This window comes from Noviherbaspirillum soli (genome assembly GCF_015352955.1).
Taxonomy (GTDB): Bacteria; Pseudomonadota; Gammaproteobacteria; order Burkholderiales; family Burkholderiaceae_D; genus Noviherbaspirillum_A; species Noviherbaspirillum_A soli.
The window spans coordinates 54,671-78,260 of record NZ_JACYOX010000015.1 but is presented as its reverse complement, the minus strand read 5'-3'; the positions used below and the strand labels follow the sequence as shown (position 1 = coordinate 78,260).

The following is a 23,590-nucleotide window of genomic DNA, read 5'->3' as shown; positions in this document are numbered from 1 at the left end:
AAGCGCCGGCCCGTGCTCTAGCGGTCGGACCAATGTAGGGCGGAATGCCCCGCAGGGGCATTCCGCCCTACGAAATCCTTTACTCACTCTCGCCGACGTCATCCACCCAGCCGCCATCCGTGCCCAGCGACTCGATGCCGGCGCGGATGGCTTTGGAAGAAAAGCCGCGATAGGCCAGGAAGCGGTAGATCTTCAGCTTCAGCTCCTGGCTCATGCCATCGCGCTTGACCTGGGCCTGGAATTTCGCCACCGCATGCAGCACCCGCTCCTCTTCCGGCGCCAGTTGCTGCACCTGGGACTTGGCCAGACCGGCGTCTATCCCTTTCTGGCGCAAGGTCATTTCGATGCGCCGGTTGCCGGCGCGGTTCTCGATGCCCCGCGAGCGCTGCTCGGCGAAACGGCCGTCATCCTGATAGCGGTTGCCAATGACGAAGGCCATCGCGTCTTCCACTTCCGTCTCGTCATAGCTCTTGGAGCCCAGCTTGCGGCGCAGCGCGGTAGCGCTGTAGTCCTGCCGCGCCAGCAGCCAGACGGCATAGGCCTTGGCCGACTGCGCCGGCTTTTCCGGCGGCGCACCGGGCTCGCGCGGCGTGACCGGCTTGCGCTTGCGGTCCGAGGTGCGGGTGTATTCGCCGGGACTGGGGCTGGCACTGCCGCGGACGGGGCGCTTGCGGTCGGAAGTGCGGGTGTATTCGCCAGGAATAGGTTCCGGCTTGCGCCGGCCGAAACTGCTGGCGTCGCGACGCGGCCTTTCAGGCTTGCCGGTGCCTGAAGGCGGATCGCCAGCCTCATCTTCCGGCAGCGGTTCGGGCACGCCGGTTTTCTTGTTGATCAGATACATGGCTGCACAGGCGGCAATGGAAACCTGTCGATGATACTGGATCGCCCGCCCATGCGCCGCCCTGCCGCCAGCCTGCTGCGTCAGGCCAGCATGCGGCTGTAGATGCGCGTGGCCATCAGGCCGGCCGGCGTATGGTGGCTGGCCGGCGCCATCAGCTGCACCAGCAGGTCCATCGCCTGCTCGCGGCTTTCCTGCGCCGCCAGGGTCTCTTCCAGGGTACGCAGTTCGAGGTTGAAGTCGTTCTGGCCGTCCGCCGCGCTGCGCTGCGCCGGATTGCGAAGTACGCCGCGCACGCCGTGCCAGTCGCTCGGCGCCGGCTGGCCCAGTGTGTCCATCAGCCGCTGCCGGGCCCGGAAGCTGATCTGGCGGCGCTGCGCGCCTTCCCAGCCGGCCGCGATCCAGTCGTATATCACCTGCTGCTCATAGGCGGAAAACACGCCGAACATCTCGGCACGCTCGCCCTGCAGCAGGCGCCAGAAGCGGCTGTTCTGCGGGTCGTCGCCGCGCCGGATCCAGTCGCGCTCGACCAGCGCATCGAGGAAGGCGGGAATCTGCGCGGGGTCCGACAGCCAGTCATTGACGGCGCGGCCGCCGATGCGGCAATAGTCGGAATGGGCTTCCTTGCCGGTTGCGCTCTTGGCGGTAAAGACAGCGACTATTTCACGGTCGATGTCGAACTCGGCGATCACGGAATTGGTGCCGGCGCCCAGCATGTTGAGCTTGTAGCCGCGCGCCACCCGCTGCATGAACGCCTGCCGGTCGCCGACCCGCGGCATGGTTTCCACCAGGCCTTCGAGCGCCTTCCTGGCATGGCCGGTGTCGGCATTGTCGACCGTGACATGCAGCGTGAAGTAGGTCGGGTCGATGCCGAGTTCGTTGAGTTCATAGGCGCAGATCAGCAGGTGCAGCGGCAGCTGTTCATAGCCGAGGTTGAAGCCGATGACTTCCGGCAGGAAATCGCCGGCATGGCGCGCCAGCGCCAGCTGGATCACGCCCTGCACGTAATGGTCCTCGCTCAGGTTTTCCCAGTGCTCGCAGCCGTGGGCCGCCAGCAGCCGCTTGAACAGCAGTACGTGGTTGCGCTCGGGGACGCCATCGCCTAGCTCTTCGAGGTAGATGCGGATCAGCGCGGTAAAGCGGGCATCGTTCCAGTAGGGCGTCAGGCCGTACAGCCAGGCGCCGTCGACCAGCTTGGTCGGCGCAACCGACTTCAGGAAGTACAGCGCATGCGACTTGCCGGAAAAGTACTGGCGCGGGCCGCCGGCCTTGCGTGCTTCCAGGTAATGCCGGTAGCGCTGGCCGACCAGCGCCGTGCTGGCGGCAATCCAGTCGCCGATGTCGTCGATGTCATCGGGCAGGTCCGACTCCAGCCGGTCGGTCGCAAGCAGTTGCTGCCGCAGCCATTCCTCGCCTTGCTGCAGCGCCGATGACTCGGGCTGGTCGCGCATCAGGTCGCGGTACAGGCGGCGCAGCGGCGTTGCCGCCACCGCCGGCGCCGCAGCCGCGCTTGCCGGTCGCGCCGCCGGCTGGATGTAATGAATGTGGTCCGTCAGGTTTTGCATGATGTCTTCTGTTCGCTGCCCGCGGCTGGAAAAGCTGCCGGCTTTCATGGTGGCCTTGGCCAAAAGTGGTTCGATTATCGGAAGCGCATAGCTGGCCAACAATCAGCGAACAGGAGGAAAGCGGGTCGGACGATGCCTACAACCTTCACAAACCAATTACCTTGCACATTATTTCAAACATATTGCACATACGTTCAAAGCGGCGTATATTGACAGTTGTTCACACGCTCGGAACAAACGTTCATGACTTTTCCTTCCCAAGTTGACTTGTTGATCATAGGCGGCGGCATCAATGGCGCCGGGATTGCCCGCGACGCCGCGGGCCGTGGGCTGTCGGTTGCGCTGTGCGAGCAGAATGACTTCGCCAGCGCAACGTCGTCGGCCAGCACCAAGCTGATCCATGGCGGCCTGCGCTATCTGGAACACTATGAATTCCGGCTGGTGGGCGAAGCGCTTGCCGAGCGCGAAGTGCTGTTGCGCATCGCGCCGCACATCGCGTGGCCGCTGCGTTTCGTGATGCCGCATGCCAAGGGACTGCGGCCGGGCTGGATGATACGGCTGGGCCTGCTGATGTATGACCGCCTCGGCGGCAAGACCACCCTGCCGCGCTCCTCCGGCATCAGCCTGCTGCGCACGCCCTACGGCGCCGGCCTGAAGACCGAGTTCCACAAGGGGTATATCTATTCCGACGCCTGGGTCGACGATGCCCGCCTGGTGCTGCTCAACCTGCGCTCGGCGGCCGAGCATGGAGCTGCCATCCTGCCCCGTACCCGCTTCCTTTCGGCGCGCCGCGAGGATGGCCTCTGGCAGGCCGAACTGGAAGACCTGCGCACCGGCCAGCGCCATACGGTGCGTTCGCGCATGCTGGTCAATGCGGCCGGACCGTGGGTCAGCAAGGTGGCCGGCAGCATGGGCACGGCGAAGACCAAGGCCGGCGTGCGGCTGGTCAAGGGCAGCCATATCGTGGTGCCCAAGCTGTATGAAGGCGAGCATGCCTACATCGTGCAGGACAGCGGCAAGCGCATCATCTTCATGATTCCGTACGAGCGCGATTTCACGCTGATCGGCACCACCGACATGGTGGTCGATGACATCAGCGAAGGCGGGAAGATCAGCCAGCAGGAGCTGGATTACCTGTGCAACCAGGTCAGCCGCTATTCCGCCCGCCCGGTCACGCCCGACCAGGTGGTCTGGAGCTACAGCGGCATCCGCCCGCTGTATGACGACGGCACCGAGGATCCGTCGGCGGTGACCCGCGACTACACGCTGGTGCTGGAAGACGGCGACGTCAACGTGCCGCAGCTGTCGGTGTATGGCGGCAAGATCACGACCTATCGCAAGCTGGCCGAGGCCGCGCTGGACAAGCTCGCGCCATGGATGGAAAAGGCCGGCGGCAAGTGGACCGGCACCGAGCCCCTGCCCGGCGGCGACCTCGGGCCGGCCGGACAGGCCGGCTTCCTGCCCCGCCTCGCCGCGCGCTATCCCGGCATGCCCGAGACCCTGCTGACCGCGCTGATGCAGCGCCATGGCACCAAGGCCGAAGAAATCCTGGGCGATGCCGCGACGCCGTCGGACCTCGGCGAATACTTCGGCGGCAACCTGTATGAGCGCGAAGCGCGTTACCTGGTCGAGCGCGAATGGGCGCAGCAGGCCGACGACGTCCTGTGGCGCCGCACCAAGGCCGGCCTGCACATGAGCCCGGAACAACGGGCGCGCTTTTCGCTCTACATGGAAGGCGTGGTCCCGCAGCTGCCGGCATGAATCTTCTTTACGAAAACATCCTGCTTCACCTCCTCACCGCGCTGATTGCCGGCGGCCTGATCGGCCTGGAGCGCAGCTACCACGGCCGCCCCGCCGGCTTTCGCACCCATGTGCTGGTGTGCGTCTCGTCGAGCATGCTGATGCTGGTCACGCTGTATCAGTCGAGCTGGTATCTCGCGCCGCTGGCCGACACCGTGCGCACCGACCCCACCCGGATGGCGCAGGGCATCATGACCGGCATCGGCTTCCTGGGCGCCGGGGTGATCATGAAGGACGGCCTGTCGGTGCGCGGCCTGACCACCGCGGCCTCGATCTGGATGACGGCCGCGATCGGCATCCTGGCCGGCATCGGCTTCTATTTCCCGGTGGTGATGGTGACGGTGCTGACGGTATCGGCGCTGTCCATCTTCCGCTGGGTGGAGCGCATCCTGCCGGCCTATTACTACGCGCAGCACGTGGTGCGCTTCCAGTCCGACAGCGTGATGGGGGAGGAAGCGCTGCGCGAGCTGATCGCCGCGCATGGCTTTTCCATCGCCAACATGAGCTACAGCATGGAAGACTCGGGCCGCATCTTCGAGTACCGCATGGTGATCCGCTCGCGCGACCGCGATAATGCCACCAGGCTGGCCGAGACCTGGCACCGCGCCAATGGCAGCGTGCTGGGCTTTCGCATCGAGCCGGCCTGACGCCGGCTGGCAACCGGCCTGGAACAGGAGAACGCTGATGAACCTGATGACCTGGAACATCCAGTGGGGCCGTGGCTGCGACGGCGTGGTGGATCTGCGCCGCATCGTCAGCCATGCCCGCGCGCTGGCCGACTTCGATGTGCTGTGCCTGCAGGAAGTGGCGGACAACTTCCCGGCCCTGGAGGGCAACAACGACGCCAATCAGTTCGCCGCGCTGGCCGCGCTGCTGCCGGGCTATACGGCGATCGACGGTGTGGCGGTCGACCTGCCGGGCGAACAGGGGCGCCGGCGCCGATTCGGCAACATGATCCTGTCGCGGCTGCCGGTGCGGCAGGTATTGCGCCACCTGCTGCCCTCGCCGCCCGACCCGACCGTGAAGAACATGCGCCGCATGGCCCTGGAGGCGGTGCTGGAAACGCCGTTTGGCCTGGTGCGGGTGGTCACCACCCATCTCGAATACTATTCGGCGCCGCAGCGCGCAGCCCAGGTGGAAGCCTTGCGCGGCCTGCATGCCGACGCCTGCGCCGAGGCGCGCGGCTTCGTCGAGACCGACAGCAGCGAGGGCACCTTCCGCAGCCTGCCGCGTCCGGCATCGGCCATCTACACCGCCGACTTCAACTACCAGCCCGAGGATCCCCTGCATGCGCGCATGCAGCAGGGCCATGCCGACGGCAGCCCCGCGCTGCGCGATGCCTGGGCATCCCGCTGGCCGGGCGTGCCGCATCCGCCGACGCTGGGCCTGTACGACAGGGAGCAATGGCCAGCGGCCATGACCACCGACTTCATTTACGTGACCGACGACCTGGCGCCCCGGATTGCCGATGTCCGGGTCGACGGCCTCACCCAGGCATCCGACCACCAGCCGGTGCTGATTACGCTGCAACAAGACTAGGAAAGAAAAAACCGCATGCTGTCCCTGCAACACCTGCCAGACGCCACCCTGTCCCGCGTCACCGGCCTGTTTCTCGATATAGACGACACCCTGACCACGGAAGGCAAGCTGCCGGCCGATGCCTATGGCGCGCTGGAAGCGCTGCAAAAAAGCGGCCTGCGGGTGATCCCGATCACGGGCCGGCCGGCCGGCTGGTGCGACCACATCGCCCGCATGTGGCCTGTGGACGCGGTGGTGGGCGAGAACGGCGCCTTCTACTTCTGGCACGATGCCGAGAGCCGCAAGCTGCGCCAGCGCTTCCTGGCCGACGAAGCGACCCGCGCCGCCAATGCCGCGCGCCTGAAGGAGATTGCCGCCGGGATACTGGAAGCGGTGCCGGGCTGCGCGCTGGCATCGGACCAGTTCTGCCGCATTGCCGACATCGCGATCGACTTTTGCGAGGATGTGCCGCCGCTGCCCAGGGCCGAGGTCGACCGCATCGCCGCGCTGATGCGTGACGCCGGCATGACGGCCAAGATCAGCTCCATCCATGTCAATGGCTGGTTCGGCGACTATGACAAGCTGGGCATGGCGCGCATGCTGATGCGGGAACGCTACGGCGTGGACCTGGATGCGCAGCGGGAACGTTACATGTTCATCGGCGACTCGCCGAACGACGAGCCGATGTTTGCCTACTTTCCCAATGCGGTGGGCGTGGCCAATGTGGCAGACTTCACCGACCGCATGCGCCATGCGCCGGCCTATGTGACCGAAGCGCGCTGCGGCGCGGGCTTCGTGGAACTGGCCAGGCGCCTGCTGGCGGCGCGCGCCTGAGGTCGCAGGGCGGCTTCAGAGCCGCGGATTGTAGATGAACCGGCGCGCTACCGCGGCCCCGATCAGGCCTGCATCCGCATGGGCCGGATTGATCAGCAGATTGCTTTCTTCCGGCACGATGACGGACGGCACTTCCAGCACCGCAGCGGCGGCCTTGTCGAGCCACTGGTCGCCAAAGGCGATCGTGACAGAGCCTGCCGGCTCGGCCAGCCAGGTCGGCTCGAGGCCGGCCGGCGCAATGCGGTTGCGCCGTTCCCAGACCGGCAGCGGAATATCGATGCGCACCAGGAAAGCATTGCGCACCGCAATGCGGTCGCCCAGGTGCGCCAGGGTTTCCAGCGTGGCCAGCGCAATGCTGGCGGAGGCATAGGCGACCGCCCGCCCCTTGCTGTTCCAGCGTCCCCCCGTCTTCCTTGCGCCGCCGCCGCTCAGGTCCGCCGCGGAAAATTCAAGCGTGTGCTTGGCGATGCGCCAGACCGTGACGCTGGCCGCCATCAGGACAGCACGCCGTATTCGATGCGGCTCAGCGTGTCCTGCACCAGCTCATAGCCGGCCTCGGTATCAAGCAGCGCAAGCGGCGCCTCGCCGCCCAGCGCGCGGTTTGGCCGATTGATCCAGGCGATGGCGGCCGCCTCGTCTTCCAGCACCGCCTGGGCACGCTCCAGCACGCGGTGAACCCGGTACATCCGGTCCTGCTCCACCGCCGCCAGCGGCTGCCCCTTGCTGACACGGCTCTTCAGCGTGCTGCGGGGCAGGCGCAGGCTTTCGTACAACCTGTCCTGGCTGATGCCCAGCCGCCTGGCGGTGTCGGCCACGATCTGGGCCGGCATGCCGGCCCGCATCGCGCCGACCATGTCGATGGCGCTGGCGGTGAATCCGGCGCTGTAGGGCGCGACGCTCTGCGCGACCGTCAGCTCCGGCCCGGCTTCATGCGGAGGGTATGTGACAGGCTTCTTGGGTGCCGGAGGCTTGCTGGGCGTCATGATGATCCAGGAATGGACGAAATTTCATCCAATTCTATACCAATTGGCACTCTTGCAGCGCGCTGCTTTCAATCATCCCCGGCCCGGCCGCCGTCTTAACCAGCGAAGTCCGGACCGATCAGGTCGATCCGGTCGGTGCAGAACGCATCCACGCCCCAGTCCAGCAGCCGCCTGGCCGCTTCCGGGTCGTCGACGGTATAGCAGAAGAGGCCATAACCGGCGTCCTTGATCGCCTGCGCCTGCTCCTGTTTCAGGTTCTTGTGGTTGGTATGCAGCGCCATCGCGCCGACCTGCTCCAGCCTGGCTTGCCAGTCGTCCGGCACATGCCCGATCAGCAGGCCGCGGGGGATGTCCGGCGCGATGTCGCGCGCCGCCATCAGCGCTTCCGGCGAAAACGAGGAGAACAGCGGCAGCGGCATCGACGCATCGTCGGCCAGCCTGGCGTCGGCCTGCTGCGCCAGCATCTGCTTCAACAGCGCGGCGGCGGCGCGGCCGGTCTCGGCGGCGAAGCCGGGAGAAGGCTTGATCTCGGCATTCATCCAGATGCCCTCGCGGTGGCAGAACGCGATCACCTGCGCGAAGTCGGGCACCGGCTCGCCGGCGAACTGCGGTCCGAACCAGCTGCCGGCATCCATGCCCGCCAGCAGCGCGGCGCTGGTTTCGGCGACATTGCCGATGCCGGGCACGGTACGGCCGAAGGCGGGATCATGCATCAGCACCGGCACGCCGTCGGCGGCCAGCATCACATCGAACTCCACGGCGCGATAGCCGTGCGCAAGACCGCAGCGCAGGCCGGCAAGGGTGTTTTCCGGCGCAAGGGTACCGCCACCGCGATGCGCGATGACACGGGGAAAAGGCCACATCGTGTATTACTCCTTCAGGCTGGGGGTCAGGCGGGATCGATGCGAAACTCGATCACGCCGTGGCGCATGCTGCGCCAGGAATCGACAAGACGGCTGGCATTGGCGCGGTCGCGGGAGCGGATCACCATGCGGTACTCGAAGGTGCGGCCGGCGTCCTGCATGCCGTAACTCAGGTTGGCGATGGAAAAGCCATGCGCGGCGATCAGCTCGCGCAGCGCTTCTTCCTCCATCACGCTCCCGGACTGGAACCGCACCACGTGCTGCGCATAGTAGTAGGACGGCAGCACGCCTTCCAGCCAGCGGAAGAAGGACAGCGCCGATACCGTCAGCACCGTCACCACCACCACCGGGAAATAGAAGCCGATGCCGGCCAGGATGCCGATCGCGGCCGTCATCCAGATCGAGGCCGCGGTGGTCAGGCCGCGCACCGACAGGCCGTCCTTCATGATCACGCCGGCGCCCAGGAAGCCGATGCCGGTCATGATGCCCTGCGCCATCCGGGTGGGGTCGGTGCTGGTGGGCGCATGTCCTGCTTCCATGCCATACCAGACCGACTGGTACAGCGTGACCAGCATCAGCATGCTGGCCGACACGCATACCAGCACATGGGTGCGAAAGCCCGCCGGACGTCCCTGGTAACTGCGCTCCAGGCCGATCAGGCCGCCGGCAATCAGGGCCACCAGAAGATGCTGGATGATCCTGTATTGAATCGACTCCGTCATCGCTGCGCCCCCGCCGCACCGGCCTGCGGCGCGTCGGGCGGGCTGCTCTCCAGCAGCAGCCTGGCGGTGGGCTCGTCGATGATCAGTTCATTGACGAAGCCGCCGCGCAGCGCGGCCCGCAGGCCTTCCACCTTGCCGCGGCCGGATGCCACGCAGACCGAATGCCTGACGCGCCGGAACAGATCCAGGTCGGGGCCGCTGGTGCGGCTGTTGAGCGCGATGTCGCGATAGCTGCCGTCGGCGCGGAAGAACACGGTGGCGATGTCGCCGACGGCGCCGGCTTCGGTCACGGCCTGCAGGTCCTGCGGATCGAGGTAGCCGCCGCTATGGATCTGGCTCGGCACTTCGGCTGCCAGCGCGCCAACGCTGTAGACCAGGATATCGCAGCGCTGCTGCAGCTCGACCAGCCGCCGCACGCTGCGCTCGCGCCACAAGGCGGTCTTGGTCTCGGCATAGTCGAAGAAGGCCGGCACCGGGAACGGCTGCGGCCGGGCGCCGTAGTTGGTGGCGAAGCGCATGATGATCTCGCTGGAAAACGCGTTCGACATGCTGTGGGTGGTGCCGGAGCCGTTCAGTTGCACCACCTCGACATTGACGGTGGACTTGGGCGTGAGGCGCGAGACGATTTCATTGACCGTGTTGCCCCAGGCCAGGCCGATCACCATGTTGGATTGCACCAGCCGGTTCAGGTAGCTGGCGGCATGGCTGGCCACCCGCTCCAGCCATTCCCGCTCGCCGCCGGACTCCCGCACCGACACCACATGCGCCTGCGGCAGGCCGAAGCGCTGCTTCAGCTCCGCCTCGATCTGCTGCGGATGATCGCGCGGATCGTTGATATGGATTTCCACCAGGCCGTTGTCGCGCGCAAAGCTCAGCAGGCGCGACACCTTGGAGCGCGACAGGTTGAGTTCGCGCGCAATGTCGGTTGTGGTCATGTCCTGGTAGTAGTACAGGCGCGCCACCGTGATGGCATTGATGTACTGGGCCGAATCCTCGGTGGAAGGGACGATCTGCTTATCCTGATGCATGGCGGCGTTTCCATAGGGGCCGGCACCGTGGCCAGCCTCGTTGATAGTCAATTGACAAGCATGATACTGCAGGCATTCCCTTGCACGGCTCAGCGCAGCCGCGCCGGATCGACGGAGAACAGCACCGGATACGCATGCGACCAGCGCGACCAGCGCAGCGTGCCCGCTTCCGACACCGTCCACAGGCGGCCCTGCGCATCGAAGGAGATGTCTTCGATGCCGATCACCATGTCGTAGGAGGCCAGCACCGCGCCGCTGGCGGCATCGAGCTTCTTCAGCGCGCCGGTCTTGCTGTTGGAAAAGGTCATCCACAGCGCGCCGTCACGGTCGAAGGCGGCCCCCTGCGCCAGCGCCGGCACTGCGAGGATGCGGCTGGCATTGGCAGGCGTCAGCACCGCGCCGTCATGGGTGTCGAACAGCGACAGCGGCAGGAAGAAGCCGCGCGCCTTGTCCGCATCCTTTTCAAATGAGGCGATGAAGACGGACTTGCCGTCGAAGCCGGCCAGCGAGCCTTTCATGTCGCCGCCCAGCGCCAGCGTGGCGATCACGAAATCGCCCTGCCCGGCAAGGGCGCGCGCCAGGTCGATCTTGTAGAGCTTGCGGGTGTCGGCCACCAGCAGCATGCCCTGGCCCAGGTACGCCAGGCCGCCGGCATGGCCGCAGGCGCCCGGCATGTCGAACCGGCCGGTGGTGCGGCCGCTGGCCGGATCGATCCGCGCCACCCGGCACGGCCCGCTGCCCACCTTGGGATCGGCGCTGCGGTAGCTCGATACCAGCAGCGCGCCGTCGGCTACGGTCACGCCCTGCGGCACATAGCCTTCATCGATGTCAGGCGCCCAGATGCGGGCCAGGATGGCGGCGTCGTTGGGCACGGCCGGCAGGTCGCCGGAAAGATGCGCCGGCCGCGTGCCCAGCACCTCGGCGGCGGCGGCGGCGCCAGCATGGCTGCCCGCCATCAGCAGCAGGGCGAGCGCCGCGAGCGCGTTTGCAAATCGGATCATGGGCTTCCTCTTCCGCGCAGCCACGCCGCCGCGCGTTGGCGTCAGTTGAGGCGCTGGGTGGTGGCGGCATCGAACCAGTGGACCGAGCTGGCGTCGAAGCCGGCGCTGACCCGCTGCCCTGCCTCGACCGGCGTGCCGGCCGGCGCGCGGATCACCAGCGTTTGGCTGCCGGCGCGGGTATGCACCAGCAGGTCGGCGCCGAGCGACTCCACCATCTCGACTTCCATCTCCAGGCCCGGCCGGCCCAGCTGCAGGTGCTCGGGCCGTACGCCCAGGATGCAGTCGGCCTGCGCCGGCATGGCAACGCCGGCGGGCAGCGACACGGCGCCATTGCCTTCGAGCTGGAAGCCGCCGCCGGCCACTGTCTTGCCGTGCAGCAGATTCATTGGCGGGGAACCGATGAAGCTGGCCACGAAGGTGGTGGCAGGCCGGCCATAGACCTCCGCCGGCGTGCCGATCTGCTCGGCCCGGCCGCCGTTCATCACGATCATGCGCTGGCCCAGGGTCATTGCCTCGACCTGGTCGTGGGTCACGTACAGGCTGGTGGTGCCGAGGGCGCGATGCATCTTCTGGATTTCCAGGCGCATCTGCACCCGCAGCTTGGCATCGAGGTTGGACAGCGGTTCGTCGAACAGGAACACCGCCGGCTCGCGCACGATGGCGCGGCCCATCGCCACTCGCTGGCGCTGGCCGCCGGAAAGCTGGCGCGGCGTGCGCTGCAGCAGCGCGCCCAGCTCCAGGATGCCGGCCGCCTTCTGTACCCGCTGGTCGATGTCCTCCTTGGAAAAGCGCCGGATCTTCAGGCCATAGGCCATGTTCTCGTAGACGCTCATGTGCGGATACAGCGCATAGTTCTGGAACACCATCGCGATGTCGCGGTCCTTGGGCTCCAGGTTGTTGACCACGCGGTCGCCGATCACGATGTCGCCGCCGGTGATCTCTTCCAGGCCGGCCACCATGCGCAGCAGCGTGGACTTGCCGCAGCCGGACGGGCCGACCATCACGATGAATTCGCCGTCCTCGATATCAATCGAAATGCCGTGGATGACGGCAACCGACTTGGCGCCGCTGCCATAGGTCTTGGTGATGTTTTTCAGATGTACTTGTGCCATGTCTCTTTCCTGTGCCGCGCCCGGAATGGCGCGGCGTGTTTCCTGGGAGCGCCTTGGGCCGCAAGGCCAGCGCCTTATTTCTCCGAATCGACCAGGCCCTTGACGAACCATTTCTGCATGATCACCACGACCAGGCCGGGCGGCAGCATTGCCATGATCAGCGTGGCCATCACCATGTTCCATTCCACCGCCGCGTCGCCGCCGGCGATCAGCCGCTTGATGCCGATGCCGATCGGGTACATGTCCTGGTCGGTGGCGATCAGGAGCGGCCACAGGTACTGGTTCCAGCCGTAGATGAACATGATCACGAACAGCGCCAGCACATTTGTGCGCGACAGCGGCCAGATCACATCCTTGAAGAAGCGCAGCGGCCCGGCGCCGTCGATGCGCGCCGCCTCCGCCAGCTCGTCCGGCACTGTCAGGAAGAACTGCCGGAACAGGAAGGTCGCGGTGGCCGAGGCCATCAGCGGTATCGTCAGGCCGGCATAGGTGTTGAGCATGCCGAGGTCGGACACCACCTTGTAGGTCGGCGTGATGCGCACCTCCACCGGCAGCATCAGCGTCAGGAAGATCATCCAGAAGAACAGGCCGCGCCCCGGGAAGCGGAAGTACACCAGCGCGAAGGCGGACAGCATGGAGATGGCGATCTTGCCGATGGCAATCGCCAGCGCCGACACCAGACTGACCCACATCATGCGCCCCACCGGCGCCACCGCGGTGCGGGTGGTGCCGGCGCCCAGCACCTGCGTATAGTTCTCGATCATGTGGCTGCCCGGCACCAGCGAGATCGGCGACATCGCCGCCTGCTCCACGGTCTGGGTGCTGGCGACGAACGCCACGTAGACGGGGAAGGCCACGATCAGCACGCCCAGGATCAGCACCAGGTGGCTGATCATGTCGAGTATCGGTCTGCGCTCGATCATGAGTAATTCACTTTCTTTTCAACGTAACGGAACTGCACCACGGTCAGCGTGATGACGATGAACATCAGCACCACCGACTGCGCCGCCGAGCTGCCCAGGTCGCCGCCCTTGAAGCCGTCGGTGAAGACTTTGAACACCAGGATCTCGGTATCCTTGCCCGGCCCGCCCGACGTGGTCGCCTCGATGATGCCGAAGGTGTCGAAGAAGGCATAGACGATGTTGATCACCAGCAGGAAGAAGGTGGTCGGCGAGAGCAGCGGAAAGACGATGGAGAAGAAGCGCCGCACCGGGCCGGCGCCGTCGATCGCGGCAGCCTCGATCAGCGATTTCGGTATCGACTGCAGGCCGGCGAGGAAGAACAGGAAGTTGTAGCTGATCTGCTTCCAGACCGCGGCGACGACGATCAGGATCATCGCGTGGGTGCCGTTGAGTGTATGGTTCCAGTCGATGCCCAGCGGCCGAAGCGCATGCGAGATGATGCCCAGCGTCGGGCTGAGCAGGAACATCCACAATACGCCGACCACCACCGGCGCCACCGCATAGGGCCAGATCAGGAAGGTGCGGTAGACCGCGGTGCCGCGCACCACGCGGTCGGCGAAGACGGCCAGGATCAGCGATATCGTCAGGCCCAGCACCGCGACCGATACCGAGAAGATCGCGGTGGTCTTGAACGACTCCAGGTAGCTGGGGTCGTTCCACAGCGCCTCGAAGTTCTCGAACCAGACGAACTGCACGCTGCTGCCGAACGCATCCTGCAGCAGCACCGACTGGTACAGGGCCTGTACCGCGGGCCAGAAGAAGAACAGCACGGAGACGATCAGCTGCGGCGCAACCAGCACGAACGGCAGCCAGGCGGATTTGTAGCGGGCGCGTTTTTCCATGATTTCCCTTGTAATGCCGCGACTAGCGGTTGGCCTTCTCGAACCGGACCAGCTGCTCGTCGCCGCGCTTGACCGCCGCGTCCAGCGCTTCCTTCGCCGTCTTCTTGCCCGACCAGACGTTTTCCAGTTCCTCGTCGATGATGTTGCGGATCTGGACGAAATTGCCGAGGCGGATGCCGCGCGACTTGTCGGTGGTCTTGACGATCATCTGCTGCACGGCGATGTCGGTGCCGGGGTTCTTCTGGTAAAAGCCCGACTTGCTGGTCAGATCGTAAGCCACCCTGGTGGTGGGCAGATAGTTGGTGTCCTGGTGCCACTTGGCCTGCACCTCGGGCTGCGACAGGAACTTGAAGAAGCGCGCCACGCCCTTATTCTCATTGGCGCTCTTGCCGCTCATGGCCCACAGCGAGGCGCCGCCCAGCACGGTGTTCTGCGGCGCGCCGGGCACGTCGCTGTAATACGGCAATGCCGCCACCGCGAACTTGAACTTGGCGTTCCTGGCGATGTTGGCATAGGTGGCGCTGGACGACGTGATCATCGCGCATTCGCCGGAATAGAACTTGGCATCCGGCTCGCTCTTGCGGCCGCCATAGGTGAAGTAACCTTGCTTGGCCCAGTTGGCCAGGTTCTCGATATGGCGCACATGCAGCGGGCTATTGAACTTCAGCCGGGTGTCCAAACCGCCCAGACCGTTGCCCTTGCTGGCGAATTCCACGTTATGCCAGGCCGAAAAGCTTTCCAGGTGCACCCAGGACTGCCAGCCGGTGGTATAGGCGCAGCGCTCGCCGCTGGCCTTCAGCTTGGCCGCGGCCGACACCACGTCCTGCCATGTGACCGGCGGCTTTTCCGGGTCCAGGCCGGCCTTGGCGAACTTGTCCTTGTTGTAGAAGAAGACCGTGGTCGAGGCATTGAACGGCAGCGACTGCATCTCGCCGCGGGCCGAGGTGTAATAGCCAGACACGGCAGGCACGTAAGCGGACGGGTCGAAAGTCTCGCCGGCCTTTTTCATCAATTCGGCCACCGGCACCACCGCGCCCTTGGCGTACATCATCGTGGCGGTGCCGACTTCGAACACCTGCAGGATGTTGGGCGCGTTGCCGGCACGGAAGGCGGCGATCGCGGCTGCCATCGCCTCGTCGTAACCGCCCTTGTAAGTGGCGATGACCTTGTAGTCGGACTGACTCTTGTTGAACTGGTCGGCCAGTTCCAGCACCCGGTCGCTCACTGCGCCGGTCTGGGAGTACCACCATTGAATTTCAGTGGCTGCCTGAGCAGGGCTCAGGAAAGAGGCGCAAAGGCCAGCGGCGCACAAGGCCTTTTTGGCGTGAAACATACGGGTCTCCTGTCAGTATTCTGTTCCGCTGAAGTAATCTGGCGTGCGGAAGGGGCTGGCGCGGCAGCCTTGCCAGCCTGAAAGCTGGCGAGAATATAACTGATGTTGAACGTATGTGCAATTAAATTGAAATTATGTGCAACCATCTTCACCAAGAGTAGATAGGCATGCAGAGCCGCCAGGTAATGAAGCGTGGGGGCGGCCCCTGACGCCAGGCTCGGCAGAGATTTCTGGCAGGCCGCTTGCAGCGGCAACGGCGCGCTGATATCCCTGCCGGCCAGGGCAGACCATGCGGTCGCCCCTGCTCTATCGCTTGATCAGCTTCTTGACCAGGCCAACCGCCATGAACACGATAGCGCCCGCAACCACGCCCGCCACCGCGCCACCGGCAGCGCTGGCCACCCATCCCAGCACGCCGCCCACGCCGGGCACCGCATGCGCGGCTTCTTCCAGATGATGCAGCCACTCTCCCAGTGCCGGTATGCCATGCACCAGGATGCCGCCGCCGACCATGAACATCGCGGCGGTGCCGACGATGGACAGCAGCTTCATCAGCTTGGGCGCGCCAGCCAGGATCACCCGCCCCAGCGCCCGCTGAAAGCCTGCTCCCGGCCCTGGCCGCCGGCTCAGGTAAAGGCCGCCGTCATCGAGCTTGACGATGCCGGCCACCAGGCCGTATACGCCGATGGTCATCGCCACCGCAATACCCGACAGCACCAGCACCTGGGTTGCCAGCGGCGCGTTGGCCACCACCCCCAGCGTGATCGCAATGATCTCGGCCGACAGGATGAAGTCGGTGCGCACCGCGCCCTTGATCTTGTCCTTTTCCATTGCAACCATGTCTACCTTCGGATCGGCCAGCGCATGCGCCAGCGCTTCATGCCCGGCGTCGCCGCCGTGCGGCCAGAACCGGTGCGCCAGCTTCTCGAAGCCTTCGTAGCACAGGAAGGCGCCGCCTATCATCAGCAGCGGCGTGACCAGCCATGGCGCGAAGGCGCTGATGGCCAGCGCGGCCGGCACCAGGATCGCCTTGTTGATCATCGAGCCCTTGGCCACGGCCCATACCACCGGCAGTTCGCGGTCGGCATTGACGCCGGTGACCTGCTGCGCATTCAGCGCCAGGTCGTCGCCCAGGACACCGGTGGTTTTCTTTGCGGCGACCTTGGCCATCACCGAGACATCGTCGAGGATGCTGGCAATATCATCGATCAGCGCCAACAGGTTGCTAGCTGCCATATACGCTCCTTGTCAGTCGTTGGAAATTTCGTTTGACGTACTTTGTGCCGCGCCCCGGTCCAGGTCGAGCGCAATCACGTTTACCGGCATGAAGTGGCGTGTCTGGTGCTGGTAGTCCCAGCGCTCCACGGCGCACGACAGCGGCGGGCGCCGGCCGTCGCCGTCGCCGTCGCCATAGCGGATCAGGTTGACCGAATTGCCGGCGCCATGCCGCACCCGCGACGATACCGCAGTGCCAGCCTGCACGGCCCACAATCGCCGCGTCACCTTGTCATGCCGCTCATGCAGCGCGCATACATAGGGCAGATGGATATGGCCGCCCAGGATCAGGTCGGCCCCCGCCTCCGCCCAGCGCCGCACCGCGGCGGTGCTGCCGTGCAGCACGTTGCATTCGTCCTCCGGCAACAGCGCGCAGATCGGCTGGTGCGTCACCACGATGCGCAACTGCGCCGCCGGCGAGGCCTCCAGCCTGGCGGCGACGCGCTGTATCTGGGCCGGCGAGACTTCGCCGTCTGCATGCTTGTAGGGCCGCGTGGTATTGACGGTCACCACCAGCAGGTGCGGCTGCTCGAACTCCGGCTCGAGTTCCTCGCCGAAGGCGCGCCGGTAATTGGCATACGGCGCGAGGAGGCGCAGGCCGACATTGAGCAGCGGTATGTCGTGGTTGCCCGGAATGGCGACCAGCGGCGTCGGCGCAAGGCGGTCGACGAAGACGCGCGCGGCGGCGAACTGGCTGCGCCGGGCGCGTTGGGTAATGTCGCCGGACAGCACCACCAGGTCGGGCGCCTGTTCCCGGACCAGGCGCACCAGCGCCTCCACCACGTCGGCCTGCTCGGTGCCGAAATGCGTATCGGAAATCTGGATCACCAGGCTCATGCTGCCTCACCCGCCGGCGCGCCGTTTTTCAGCAGGTAGAGCGGCTGCGGCGACACCCGGAAGCGCAGGGGTTCGGCCATCTGCATGATTTCGCCGTCGACCGCCACCTTGATGGTGCGCGTGCGCCGTCCGGCCCGCATGACTTCCAGTTCGCGCAGCAGGAAGCTGCGCACATGTTTTGCATCGCCCAGGCTGCCGAGCGCGCCTCGCAGCGCCAGCCAGAGCAGCGAGAGGGTGCCAACCGGATGCGGCGCGATCGCCACCAGGAAACCCTGGTCCAGCGCCGGGGCTTCCGGCATGCCGATCTGCTCCAGCTGCAGCCGGTTATTGCCGACAAACAGCGTTGGCGTGCGCCAGCCAGCGACTTCGCCATCTTTCTCCAGCCGCAGGCGCAGTTGCCGCCGGGCGCGCAGCACGCTGGCCAGTCCGGCCCACAAGGCCACCAGCCGGCTGCGGCCATATTGCTTCTTCCAGGCCTCCCTGTCTTCCAGCAGCCTGGGATACAGCCCCAGGCTGGCATTGACCAGGAAAGCCCTGTCGTTGACCAGCCCCACCTGCACCGCATGCGGCGTAGCGGTCAGCAGCATGCGCACCGCCTGTTCCGGATCTTCCGGTATGCCGTGGGTCCGGCCGAAATAATTGAAGGTGCCATGCGGCAGCACGCCCAGCGGGCATGCGCTGGCCAGCACCGCATTGGCCACCGTATTGATGGTGCCATCGCCGCCGGCCACCACCACCGCGCCGCCGACATGATTGGCGTCCAGCACGGCCGTCCGCGCCACCTCGGCAAGATCGGCAGGATCCTCCACCAGGCGCAGGTGATGCTCGCGTCCCGCTTCCTGCATCACGCGCGCAATGATTGCCCGCGTGACGTCGGATTCACGATGGCCGGATGCGGCATTGAGGATGATGAAGAACGGCATTTCAGGTTGGATTGCGGACATGGGAGCATCATGGGTCGGAAATCGGTGGAAGCAGGCATCTCGGCAGACAGCAGGGAGTATAGGAACGGCGAGTCCAGCTCATCGGTCTGTTAGCTCACACCCCGCTGCAGAAAATGCAAACGGGTTGCGGGAGCCGCAAGCGTCGGCGCGCGGCTTTATACGGTGCTGCTGTGATCTCCCGCATCAAGATAAATCATCGCCACCGTGCAGCCAGATTGTTCCCGGCCCTGGTCCCGGCAAGGATTGCGTCCACGCCGGGAACAAAAAAAATCCGGGGCGAGCCCCGGATTTTTCAGATGCAAGGAAAAAACGCTTTTTCCCCTTACTCCGCAGCGGTTTCCGCAGCCACGGCTTTCATCGACAGCTTCAGGCGGCCACGGTCATCGGTTTCCAGAACCTTGACGCGAACCTGCTGGCCTTCCTTCAGGTAGTCGGCCACCGCGTTGACGCGCTCGTTGGCGATCTGGCTGATATGCAGCAGGCCGTCCTTGCCCGGCATCACCTGCACGATGGCGCCGAAATCCAGCAGCTTCAGCACGGTGCCTTCGTAGGTCTTGCCCACTTCGACCGATGCGGTCAGTTCCTCGATGCGGCGCTTGGCTTCCTGGCCGGCAGCGGCGTCGACCGAGGCGATGGTGACCACGCCCTCGTCGCTGATGTCGATCTGGGTGCCGGTTTCCTCGGTCAGCGCACGGATTACCGCGCCGCCCTTGCCGATCACGTCGCGGATCTTTTCCGGGTTGATGCGGACGGTGATCAAGCGCGGCGCGAAGTTGGACAGTTCAGCCTTGCCATGCGGCACGGCTTCCTGCATCTTGGCCAGGATATGCACGCGGCCTTCCTTGGCCTGCGCCAGCGCGACCTGCATGATTTCCTTGGTGATGCCCTGGATCTTGATGTCCATCTGCAGCGCGGTGATGCCCTGCGCGGTGCCGGCCACCTTGAAGTCCATGTCGCCCAGGTGATCTTCGTCGCCCAGGATGTCGGTCAGGACGGCGAACTTGCTGCCTTCCTTGATCAGGCCCATCGCGATGCCGGCCACATGCGACTTCATCGGCACGCCGGCGTCCATCAGCGCCAGGCAGCCGCCGCAGACCGAAGCCATCGACGACGAGCCGTTGGACTCGGTGATCTCGGACACCAGACGCACCGAGTAGCTGAAGTCTTCCGGCGCCGGCAGCGCTGCCAGCAGCGCGCGCTTGGCCAGGCGGCCATGGCCGATCTCGCGGCGCTTGGGCGTGCCCACGCGGCCGGTTTCGCCGGTGGCGAACGGCGGCATGTTGTAGTGGAGCATGAAGCGGTCGCTGTATTCGCCCATCAGCGCGTCGATCTTCTGCTCGTCGCGGGCGGTGCCCAGCGTGGCGATGACCAGCGCCTGGGTTTCGCCGCGGGTGAACAGGGCCGAGCCGTGGGTACGCGGCAGCACGCCGGTGCGGATCGAGATCGGACGCACGGTGCGGGTGTCGCGGCCGTCGATGCGCGGCTCGCCTTCCAGGATCTGGGAACGAACGATCTTCGCTTCCAGATCGAACAGGATGTTGCCCACTTCGACGCTGTCGGCGGATACGCCATCGGCGGCCAGCGCGGCGGCGACCTGCGACGAGACGTCTTTCAGCTTGCCGGTACGGGCCTGCTTGTCGCGCACCTGGTAAGCCTCGCGCAGCGGGCCTTCCGCCAGCGACGTCACGCGGGAGATCAGTTCCTCATTCTTTGCAGCGGGCTGCCATTCGAGTTCCGGCTTGCCGCCGTCGCGCACCAGCTCGTGGATCGCATCGATCACGGCCTTCATCTGGTCGTGGCCATATACCACCGCACCCAGCATCACTTCCTCGGACAGTTCCTGCGCTTCCGATTCCACCATCAGCACGGCGGTCTCGGTACCGGCCACCACCAGGTCGAGCTGGGTATTGGCCAGTTGCGACACGGTCGGGTTGAGCACGTACTCGCCGTTGATATAGCCGACGCGCGCCGCGCCGATCGGGCCGTTGAACGGAATGCCGGACACGCACAGCGCGGCCGAGGCGCCGATCATCGCGGCGATGTCGGGATCGATTTCCGGATTGACCGACAGCACGTGGATGATGATCTGCACTTCATTCAGGTAGCCTTCCGGGAACAGCGGACGGATCGGACGATCGATCAGGCGCGAGGTCAGGGTTTCCTTCTCCGAAGGACGGCCTTCGCGCTTGAAGAAACCGCCGGGGATACGGCCGGCGGCATAGCTTTTCTCGATGTAATCAACGGTCAGCGGGAAAAAGTCCTGGCCCGGCTTCACATCCTTCTTGGCCACGACGGTCGCCAGCACAACGGTGTCCTCGATCGACACCATGACGGCGCCGGACGCCTGGCGAGCGATTTCGCCGGTTTCCAGGGTGACCTGGTGCTGGCCGTACTGGAAGGTCTTGCTTACTTTATTGAACACGGTGATTCCTTTCTATTTTGCCGACAGATTTTCAGGAGCTGTCGTTCCACCTCACCACCGACGGCGCGACATCATCGCGCCGTCTTCATGCATCCAGCGAACTGCGTAAGAACCGCAAAACGAAAAATGCCCGCATCAGCATCACTGACGCAGGCATTTCACATGGTTCTTGGATCTGGCAATGATTACTTGCGCAGGCCGAGCTTTTCGATCAGTGCGCGATAGCGGGTTGCGTCCTTGCCCTTCAGGTAGGACAGCAGGCTCTTGCGGCGGTTAACCATCATGATCAGGCCACGGCGGGAATGATGATCCTTGGTGTGGGCCTTGAAATGGCTGTTGAGTTCGTTGATGCGGGCCGTCAGCAGTGCGACCTGCACTTCCGGGGAACCAGTATCATTCTGGCCGCGCGCGTTGTCCGCGATGATCGCTGCCTTGCTGCTTTTTTCTACCGACATGATGTACCTTTCACATGCGGTGCCTGGAGAGATTACCCCGGACACCGTGAACAAAGTGTTAATAAAATACCAGTCCGGATGGACAGGATCGGCGAGTATAGCGGATTACCGCCCGCGATTCAAACCATATATGCCGCCCAGAGGAGAACAGAAATGATGACTTGCCGGACCGCCGCATTTGCGGCCCTGTTTGCGCTCGCCAGCCTGACCGGCTGCAGCAGCATCTATCTCGCGCCGCCGCAGCCGGGCGAGTCGGAAGCCAGCATCGTGGCCCGGCTGGGCGAGCCGACCCACCGCTACGGCGAGGGCAATACCCATCTGCTGGAATACATGACAGGCCCATGGGGACAGTCCACTTTCATGGCGCGCATAGGCGCCGACGGCCGGCTGATCTCCTACGAGCAGGTGCTCGATACCGCGCACTTCAGCAGGATCGTCCCCGGCAAGTCCGACAAGCAGGAAGTGCTGCACCTGATCGGCGCGCCCAGCGCCACCTCTTACCTGACGCTGCCGCAACTCGAGGTATGGTCCTACCCCTACCGCGAAAGCAATGCCTGGGACTCGGTAATGCACGTCCATTTCGACAGCGCCGGCATCGTGCGCATGCTGCAGAACGGCCCGGACCGGCGCCGCACGCCCGACATGGCGTGGCCGATGGGCGGCGGACTCTGAACACTTCCCTCCTACGCAATTCGCCATTTTCGGACTCTTGAAATCGGTCTGGAGCGCCTTATTTACGGACCATCGGAGCGATGGCTCCAGACCACTTCAGGAGAAAAAGAAATGAATGTCATTCTGCGTAACCGTGCTTTCCCCGCCCTTAACAACCGCGCTTTCGACAGCAGCTTCGAGCGCCTGGTCGGCAACCTGCTGGACAGCGCGCCGCTGGCGCCGCGCGTGAACGTGGTGGAAACCGGCACTGCGTACCGCATCGAGGCTGAACTGCCAGGCGTGGCCCGCGAAGACGTCAAGATTTCCGTCGACAAGAAGCGCGTGTCGATCGAAGCCGAAGCCAAGGTGACGAATGACGTTGCCGAAGGCGAGAAAGCGCTGCTGACCGAGCGCGCCGCCCGCAAATTCGGCCGCGCATTCACGCTGCCGACCGAAGTGGATGATGGCGCGGCAGTGGCGAAACTGGAAAACGGCGTGCTGAGCCTGACCCTGCCGAAGAAGGCAGCGGATCAGCCGAAGCAGATCACCGTCCAGTAAGCGCCGAAGTCCGGATTGCCGGGAGCAGGCAGGCTGTCGCCAGGTTGAGCCGGATTCTTGCGCGGCTTGCTGCAGAAAGCAATCAGGAAGCAAAAAAGAAAAGGGCCGGATCGACGATCCGGCCCTTCCTGCTACTGGCGTGCCTCCGGGCTTGCAAGCCCGGTCGCTTCGAAACCCCGGAATGCGCTCAAGCGCATTTCTATCGGAGACTTACAAATGGAAAAAGCTCCTTGCGGAGCTTTTTCTTTTTACTGGCGTCCCCAAGGGGATTCGAACCCCTGTACTCACCGTGAAAGGGTGATGTCCTAGGCCTCTAGACGATGGGGACAAAAACTGTCCGACTGCTTGCGGCAGCCATGCTGCCTAAAATCAGGGGCCGCTCTGCGGCCCCGTCTCTGGCTCAGGCATTACTGCCTGGATAATGCTGGCGTCCCCAAGGGGATTCGAACCCCTGTACTCACCGTGAAAGGGTGATGTCCTAGGCCTCTAGACGATGGGGACAGAAAACTGCCCGTACTGCCGGCCCTTACTACCAAATCGCTGAACTGCTTTCCTGCTTCTCCTGCGGTGGTGGAGGTAAGCGGGATCGAACCGCTGACCTCTTGCATGCCATGCAAGCGCTCTCCCAGCTGAGCTATACCCCCCTGTGCGAAGAAGCGAGATTATAGCCTAGCAATACTATGCTGTAAATCGCCTTTGCTAAAATCTTGCGATCACCGCACTGTGCAACCTGAGCGTCTTCAAACAAAAACCCGCCAGCCTTTTGCGTCGGCTGGCGGGCCTGTCATGGCGTCCCCAAGGGGATTCGAACCCCTGTACTCACCGTGAAAGGGTGATGTCCTAGGCCTCTAGACGATGGGGACAGAAAACTGCCCGTACTGCTGGCCACACACGATATTGCCAAACCATTTGCTGTTGGTGGAGGTAAGCGGGATCGAACCGCTGACCTCTTGCATGCCATGCAAGCGCTCTCCCAGCTGAGCTATACCCCCGAACAGGCGGCGAATTATAGCAAAGGGTTTTCCGCAATACAAATATGCCCGGTGA

Annotated in this window: 23 protein-coding genes and 5 tRNA genes; 6 read left to right on the top strand and 22 right to left on the bottom strand. The window is 64.8% G+C overall.

The window, feature by feature from the left end; all coding sequences use genetic code 11:
* Positions 1-79 precede the first annotated feature (79 nt).
* Together IGW04_RS13230 and IGW04_RS13225 are read right to left on the bottom strand one after the other, a co-directional pair.
* On the bottom strand, positions 80-841 hold the full coding sequence (locus IGW04_RS13230) for a regulatory protein RecX (RefSeq protein WP_194713547.1): 762 nt from the start codon (positions 839-841) through the stop codon (positions 80-82).
* A gap of 80 nt (positions 842-921) precedes the next feature.
* On the bottom strand, positions 922-2,403 hold the full coding sequence (locus IGW04_RS13225) for an iron-containing redox enzyme family protein (protein WP_228527074.1): 1,482 nt from the start codon (positions 2,401-2,403) through the stop codon (positions 922-924).
* A gap of 243 nt (positions 2,404-2,646) precedes the next feature.
* Between IGW04_RS13225 and glpD the strand changes: the two genes are divergently transcribed.
* From glpD to IGW04_RS13205, 4 genes are read left to right on the top strand one after another with little or no spacing between them, the layout of a single operon-like run.
* Positions 2,647-4,164: a glycerol-3-phosphate dehydrogenase gene (gene glpD / locus IGW04_RS13220; protein WP_194713546.1), complete on the top strand. Its 1,518-nt coding sequence runs from the start codon at positions 2,647-2,649 to the stop codon at positions 4,162-4,164.
* On the top strand, positions 4,161-4,850 hold the full coding sequence (locus IGW04_RS13215) for an MgtC/SapB family protein (protein WP_194713545.1): 690 nt from the start codon (positions 4,161-4,163) through the stop codon (positions 4,848-4,850). Before glpD ends, IGW04_RS13215 begins: the two co-directional genes overlap by 4 nt.
* A 37-nt stretch (positions 4,851-4,887) precedes the next feature.
* Entirely contained in the window at positions 4,888-5,742 is an 855-nt protein-coding gene (locus IGW04_RS13210) for an endonuclease/exonuclease/phosphatase family protein (protein WP_194713544.1), read from the top strand.
* Between the two features lie 15 nt (positions 5,743-5,757).
* The gene (locus IGW04_RS13205; protein ID WP_194713543.1) at positions 5,758-6,555 is read left to right on the top strand and encodes an HAD-IIB family hydrolase; all 798 of its coding nucleotides are present in this window, start codon (positions 5,758-5,760) and stop codon (positions 6,553-6,555) included.
* Positions 6,556-6,570: 15 nt separating this feature from the next.
* Here the strand turns inward: IGW04_RS13205 and IGW04_RS13200 are convergent, their stop codons facing one another.
* The 15 genes from IGW04_RS13200 to rpsO all read right to left on the bottom strand — a co-directional run bounded on the left by IGW04_RS13200 (position 6,571) and on the right by rpsO (position 21,334).
* A complete protein-coding gene (locus IGW04_RS13200) occupies positions 6,571-7,050 on the bottom strand; it encodes an RES family NAD+ phosphorylase (RefSeq protein WP_194713542.1) in 480 nt (159 codons plus the stop codon).
* Complete coding sequence (parS, locus tag IGW04_RS13195; protein ID WP_194713541.1) at positions 7,050-7,538, bottom strand: type II RES/Xre toxin-antitoxin system antitoxin; 489 nt, start codon at positions 7,536-7,538, stop codon at positions 7,050-7,052. The genes IGW04_RS13200 and parS overlap by 1 nt, the downstream gene beginning before the upstream one ends.
* 95 nt (positions 7,539-7,633) lie before the next feature.
* Positions 7,634-8,401, bottom strand: a complete 768-nt coding sequence (gene ugpQ / locus IGW04_RS13190; protein ID WP_194713540.1) for a glycerophosphodiester phosphodiesterase — start codon at positions 8,399-8,401, stop codon at positions 7,634-7,636.
* Positions 8,402-8,427: 26 nt separating this feature from the next.
* Positions 8,428-9,123, bottom strand: coding sequence for an MgtC/SapB family protein (locus tag IGW04_RS13185; RefSeq protein ID WP_194713539.1), 696 nt, complete (start codon positions 9,121-9,123; stop codon positions 8,428-8,430).
* On the bottom strand, positions 9,120-10,151 hold the full coding sequence (locus tag IGW04_RS13180; protein WP_194713538.1) for a sugar-binding transcriptional regulator: 1,032 nt from the start codon (positions 10,149-10,151) through the stop codon (positions 9,120-9,122). The genes IGW04_RS13185 and IGW04_RS13180 overlap by 4 nt, the downstream gene beginning before the upstream one ends.
* A gap of 89 nt (positions 10,152-10,240) precedes the next feature.
* Entirely contained in the window at positions 10,241-11,152 is a 912-nt protein-coding gene (locus IGW04_RS13175; protein ID WP_194713537.1) for an NHL repeat-containing protein, read from the bottom strand.
* A 41-nt stretch (positions 11,153-11,193) separates the two neighbouring features.
* A complete protein-coding gene (locus IGW04_RS13170) occupies positions 11,194-12,264 on the bottom strand; it encodes a sn-glycerol-3-phosphate import ATP-binding protein UgpC (RefSeq protein ID WP_194713536.1) in 1,071 nt (356 codons plus the stop codon).
* A 74-nt stretch (positions 12,265-12,338) separates the two neighbouring features.
* Entirely contained in the window at positions 12,339-13,187 is an 849-nt protein-coding gene (gene ugpE / locus IGW04_RS13165) for a sn-glycerol-3-phosphate ABC transporter permease UgpE (RefSeq protein ID WP_194713535.1), read from the bottom strand.
* Positions 13,184-14,068, bottom strand: coding sequence for a sn-glycerol-3-phosphate ABC transporter permease UgpA (gene ugpA / locus IGW04_RS13160; protein WP_194713534.1), 885 nt, complete (start codon positions 14,066-14,068; stop codon positions 13,184-13,186). The genes ugpE and ugpA overlap by 4 nt, the downstream gene beginning before the upstream one ends.
* A gap of 22 nt (positions 14,069-14,090) precedes the next feature.
* Positions 14,091-15,401 (bottom strand): sn-glycerol-3-phosphate ABC transporter substrate-binding protein UgpB, encoded by a 1,311-nt coding sequence (gene ugpB, locus IGW04_RS13155; RefSeq protein ID WP_194713533.1) that lies wholly within the window; start codon positions 15,399-15,401, stop codon positions 14,091-14,093.
* Positions 15,402-15,707: 306 nt separating this feature from the next.
* Positions 15,708-16,637 carry a DUF808 domain-containing protein gene (locus IGW04_RS13150; RefSeq protein WP_194713532.1) on the bottom strand — a complete coding sequence of 310 codons (930 nt, stop codon included), beginning with the start codon at positions 16,635-16,637 and terminating at the stop codon, positions 15,708-15,710.
* A gap of 12 nt (positions 16,638-16,649) precedes the next feature.
* A complete protein-coding gene (locus IGW04_RS13145) occupies positions 16,650-17,513 on the bottom strand; it encodes a metallophosphoesterase family protein (protein WP_194713531.1) in 864 nt (287 codons plus the stop codon).
* Complete coding sequence (locus IGW04_RS13140) at positions 17,510-18,457, bottom strand: diacylglycerol/lipid kinase family protein (protein ID WP_194713530.1); 948 nt, start codon at positions 18,455-18,457, stop codon at positions 17,510-17,512. Before IGW04_RS13140 ends, IGW04_RS13145 begins: the two co-directional genes overlap by 4 nt.
* Before the next feature lie 322 nt (positions 18,458-18,779).
* Positions 18,780-20,879, bottom strand: a complete 2,100-nt coding sequence (gene pnp / locus IGW04_RS13135) for a polyribonucleotide nucleotidyltransferase (protein ID WP_194713529.1) — start codon at positions 20,877-20,879, stop codon at positions 18,780-18,782.
* 185 nt (positions 20,880-21,064) lie between these two features.
* Positions 21,065-21,334 (bottom strand): 30S ribosomal protein S15, encoded by a 270-nt coding sequence (gene rpsO / locus IGW04_RS13130; protein WP_194713528.1) that lies wholly within the window; start codon positions 21,332-21,334, stop codon positions 21,065-21,067.
* Positions 21,335-21,487: 153 nt separating this feature from the next.
* On the opposite strand from rpsO, the gene IGW04_RS13125 reads away from it, so the two are divergent.
* Together IGW04_RS13125 and IGW04_RS13120 are read left to right on the top strand one after the other, a co-directional pair.
* Positions 21,488-22,006, top strand: coding sequence for a hypothetical protein (locus tag IGW04_RS13125; protein WP_228527073.1), 519 nt, complete (start codon positions 21,488-21,490; stop codon positions 22,004-22,006).
* 111 nt (positions 22,007-22,117) lie between these two features.
* Positions 22,118-22,543 (top strand): Hsp20/alpha crystallin family protein, encoded by a 426-nt coding sequence (locus IGW04_RS13120; RefSeq protein WP_194713527.1) that lies wholly within the window; start codon positions 22,118-22,120, stop codon positions 22,541-22,543.
* 252 nt (positions 22,544-22,795) lie between these two features.
* Here the strand turns inward: IGW04_RS13120 and IGW04_RS13115 are convergent.
* The 5 genes from IGW04_RS13115 to IGW04_RS13095 all read right to left on the bottom strand — a co-directional run bounded on the left by IGW04_RS13115 (position 22,796) and on the right by IGW04_RS13095 (position 23,535).
* A tRNA-Glu gene (locus IGW04_RS13115) sits at positions 22,796-22,871 on the bottom strand.
* 97 nt (positions 22,872-22,968) lie between these two features.
* A tRNA-Glu gene (locus tag IGW04_RS13110) sits at positions 22,969-23,044 on the bottom strand.
* Positions 23,045-23,111: 67 nt separating this feature from the next.
* Positions 23,112-23,187: transfer RNA gene (locus IGW04_RS13105), tRNA-Ala, on the bottom strand.
* Between the two features lie 143 nt (positions 23,188-23,330).
* Positions 23,331-23,406 (bottom strand) — tRNA-Glu (locus IGW04_RS13100).
* A gap of 53 nt (positions 23,407-23,459) precedes the next feature.
* Positions 23,460-23,535: transfer RNA gene (locus IGW04_RS13095), tRNA-Ala, on the bottom strand.
* Positions 23,536-23,590: the final 55 nt, after the last annotated feature.

Excerpts from the sequence above, each read along its gene's own strand:
- ugpE (WP_194713535.1), bottom strand. The coding sequence starts at position 13,187 with ATGATCGAGCGCAGACCGATACTCGACATGATCAGCCACCTGGTGCTG.
- IGW04_RS13170 (WP_194713536.1), bottom strand. The coding sequence starts at position 12,264 with ATGGCACAAGTACATCTGAAAAACATCACCAAGACCTATGGCAGCGGC.
- IGW04_RS13205 (WP_194713543.1), top strand. The coding sequence starts at position 5,758 with ATGCTGTCCCTGCAACACCTGCCAGACGCCACCCTGTCCCGCGTCACC.
- IGW04_RS13120 (WP_194713527.1), top strand. The coding sequence starts at position 22,118 with ATGAATGTCATTCTGCGTAACCGTGCTTTCCCCGCCCTTAACAACCGC.
- IGW04_RS13225 (WP_228527074.1), bottom strand. The coding sequence starts at position 2,403 with ATGCAAAACCTGACGGACCACATTCATTACATCCAGCCGGCGGCGCGA.
- IGW04_RS13145 (WP_194713531.1), bottom strand. The coding sequence starts at position 17,513 with ATGAGCCTGGTGATCCAGATTTCCGATACGCATTTCGGCACCGAGCAG.
- glpD (WP_194713546.1), top strand. The coding sequence starts at position 2,647 with ATGACTTTTCCTTCCCAAGTTGACTTGTTGATCATAGGCGGCGGCATC.
- IGW04_RS13200 (WP_194713542.1), bottom strand. The coding sequence starts at position 7,050 with ATGGCGGCCAGCGTCACGGTCTGGCGCATCGCCAAGCACACGCTTGAA.
- ugpA (WP_194713534.1), bottom strand. The coding sequence starts at position 14,068 with ATGGAAAAACGCGCCCGCTACAAATCCGCCTGGCTGCCGTTCGTGCTG.
- IGW04_RS13215 (WP_194713545.1), top strand. The coding sequence starts at position 4,161 with ATGAATCTTCTTTACGAAAACATCCTGCTTCACCTCCTCACCGCGCTG.
- IGW04_RS13230 (WP_194713547.1), bottom strand. The coding sequence starts at position 841 with ATGTATCTGATCAACAAGAAAACCGGCGTGCCCGAACCGCTGCCGGAA.
- IGW04_RS13210 (WP_194713544.1), top strand. The coding sequence starts at position 4,888 with ATGAACCTGATGACCTGGAACATCCAGTGGGGCCGTGGCTGCGACGGC.
- IGW04_RS13180 (WP_194713538.1), bottom strand. The coding sequence starts at position 10,151 with ATGCATCAGGATAAGCAGATCGTCCCTTCCACCGAGGATTCGGCCCAG.
- IGW04_RS13150 (WP_194713532.1), bottom strand. The coding sequence starts at position 16,637 with ATGGCAGCTAGCAACCTGTTGGCGCTGATCGATGATATTGCCAGCATC.
- ugpQ (WP_194713540.1), bottom strand. The coding sequence starts at position 8,401 with ATGTGGCCTTTTCCCCGTGTCATCGCGCATCGCGGTGGCGGTACCCTT.
- IGW04_RS13125 (WP_228527073.1), top strand. The coding sequence starts at position 21,488 with ATGATGACTTGCCGGACCGCCGCATTTGCGGCCCTGTTTGCGCTCGCC.
- parS (WP_194713541.1), bottom strand. The coding sequence starts at position 7,538 with ATGACGCCCAGCAAGCCTCCGGCACCCAAGAAGCCTGTCACATACCCT.
- IGW04_RS13140 (WP_194713530.1), bottom strand. The coding sequence starts at position 18,457 with ATGTCCGCAATCCAACCTGAAATGCCGTTCTTCATCATCCTCAATGCC.
- rpsO (WP_194713528.1), bottom strand. The coding sequence starts at position 21,334 with ATGTCGGTAGAAAAAAGCAGCAAGGCAGCGATCATCGCGGACAACGCG.
- ugpB (WP_194713533.1), bottom strand. The coding sequence starts at position 15,401 with ATGTTTCACGCCAAAAAGGCCTTGTGCGCCGCTGGCCTTTGCGCCTCT.
- IGW04_RS13175 (WP_194713537.1), bottom strand. The coding sequence starts at position 11,152 with ATGATCCGATTTGCAAACGCGCTCGCGGCGCTCGCCCTGCTGCTGATG.
- IGW04_RS13185 (WP_194713539.1), bottom strand. The coding sequence starts at position 9,123 with ATGACGGAGTCGATTCAATACAGGATCATCCAGCATCTTCTGGTGGCC.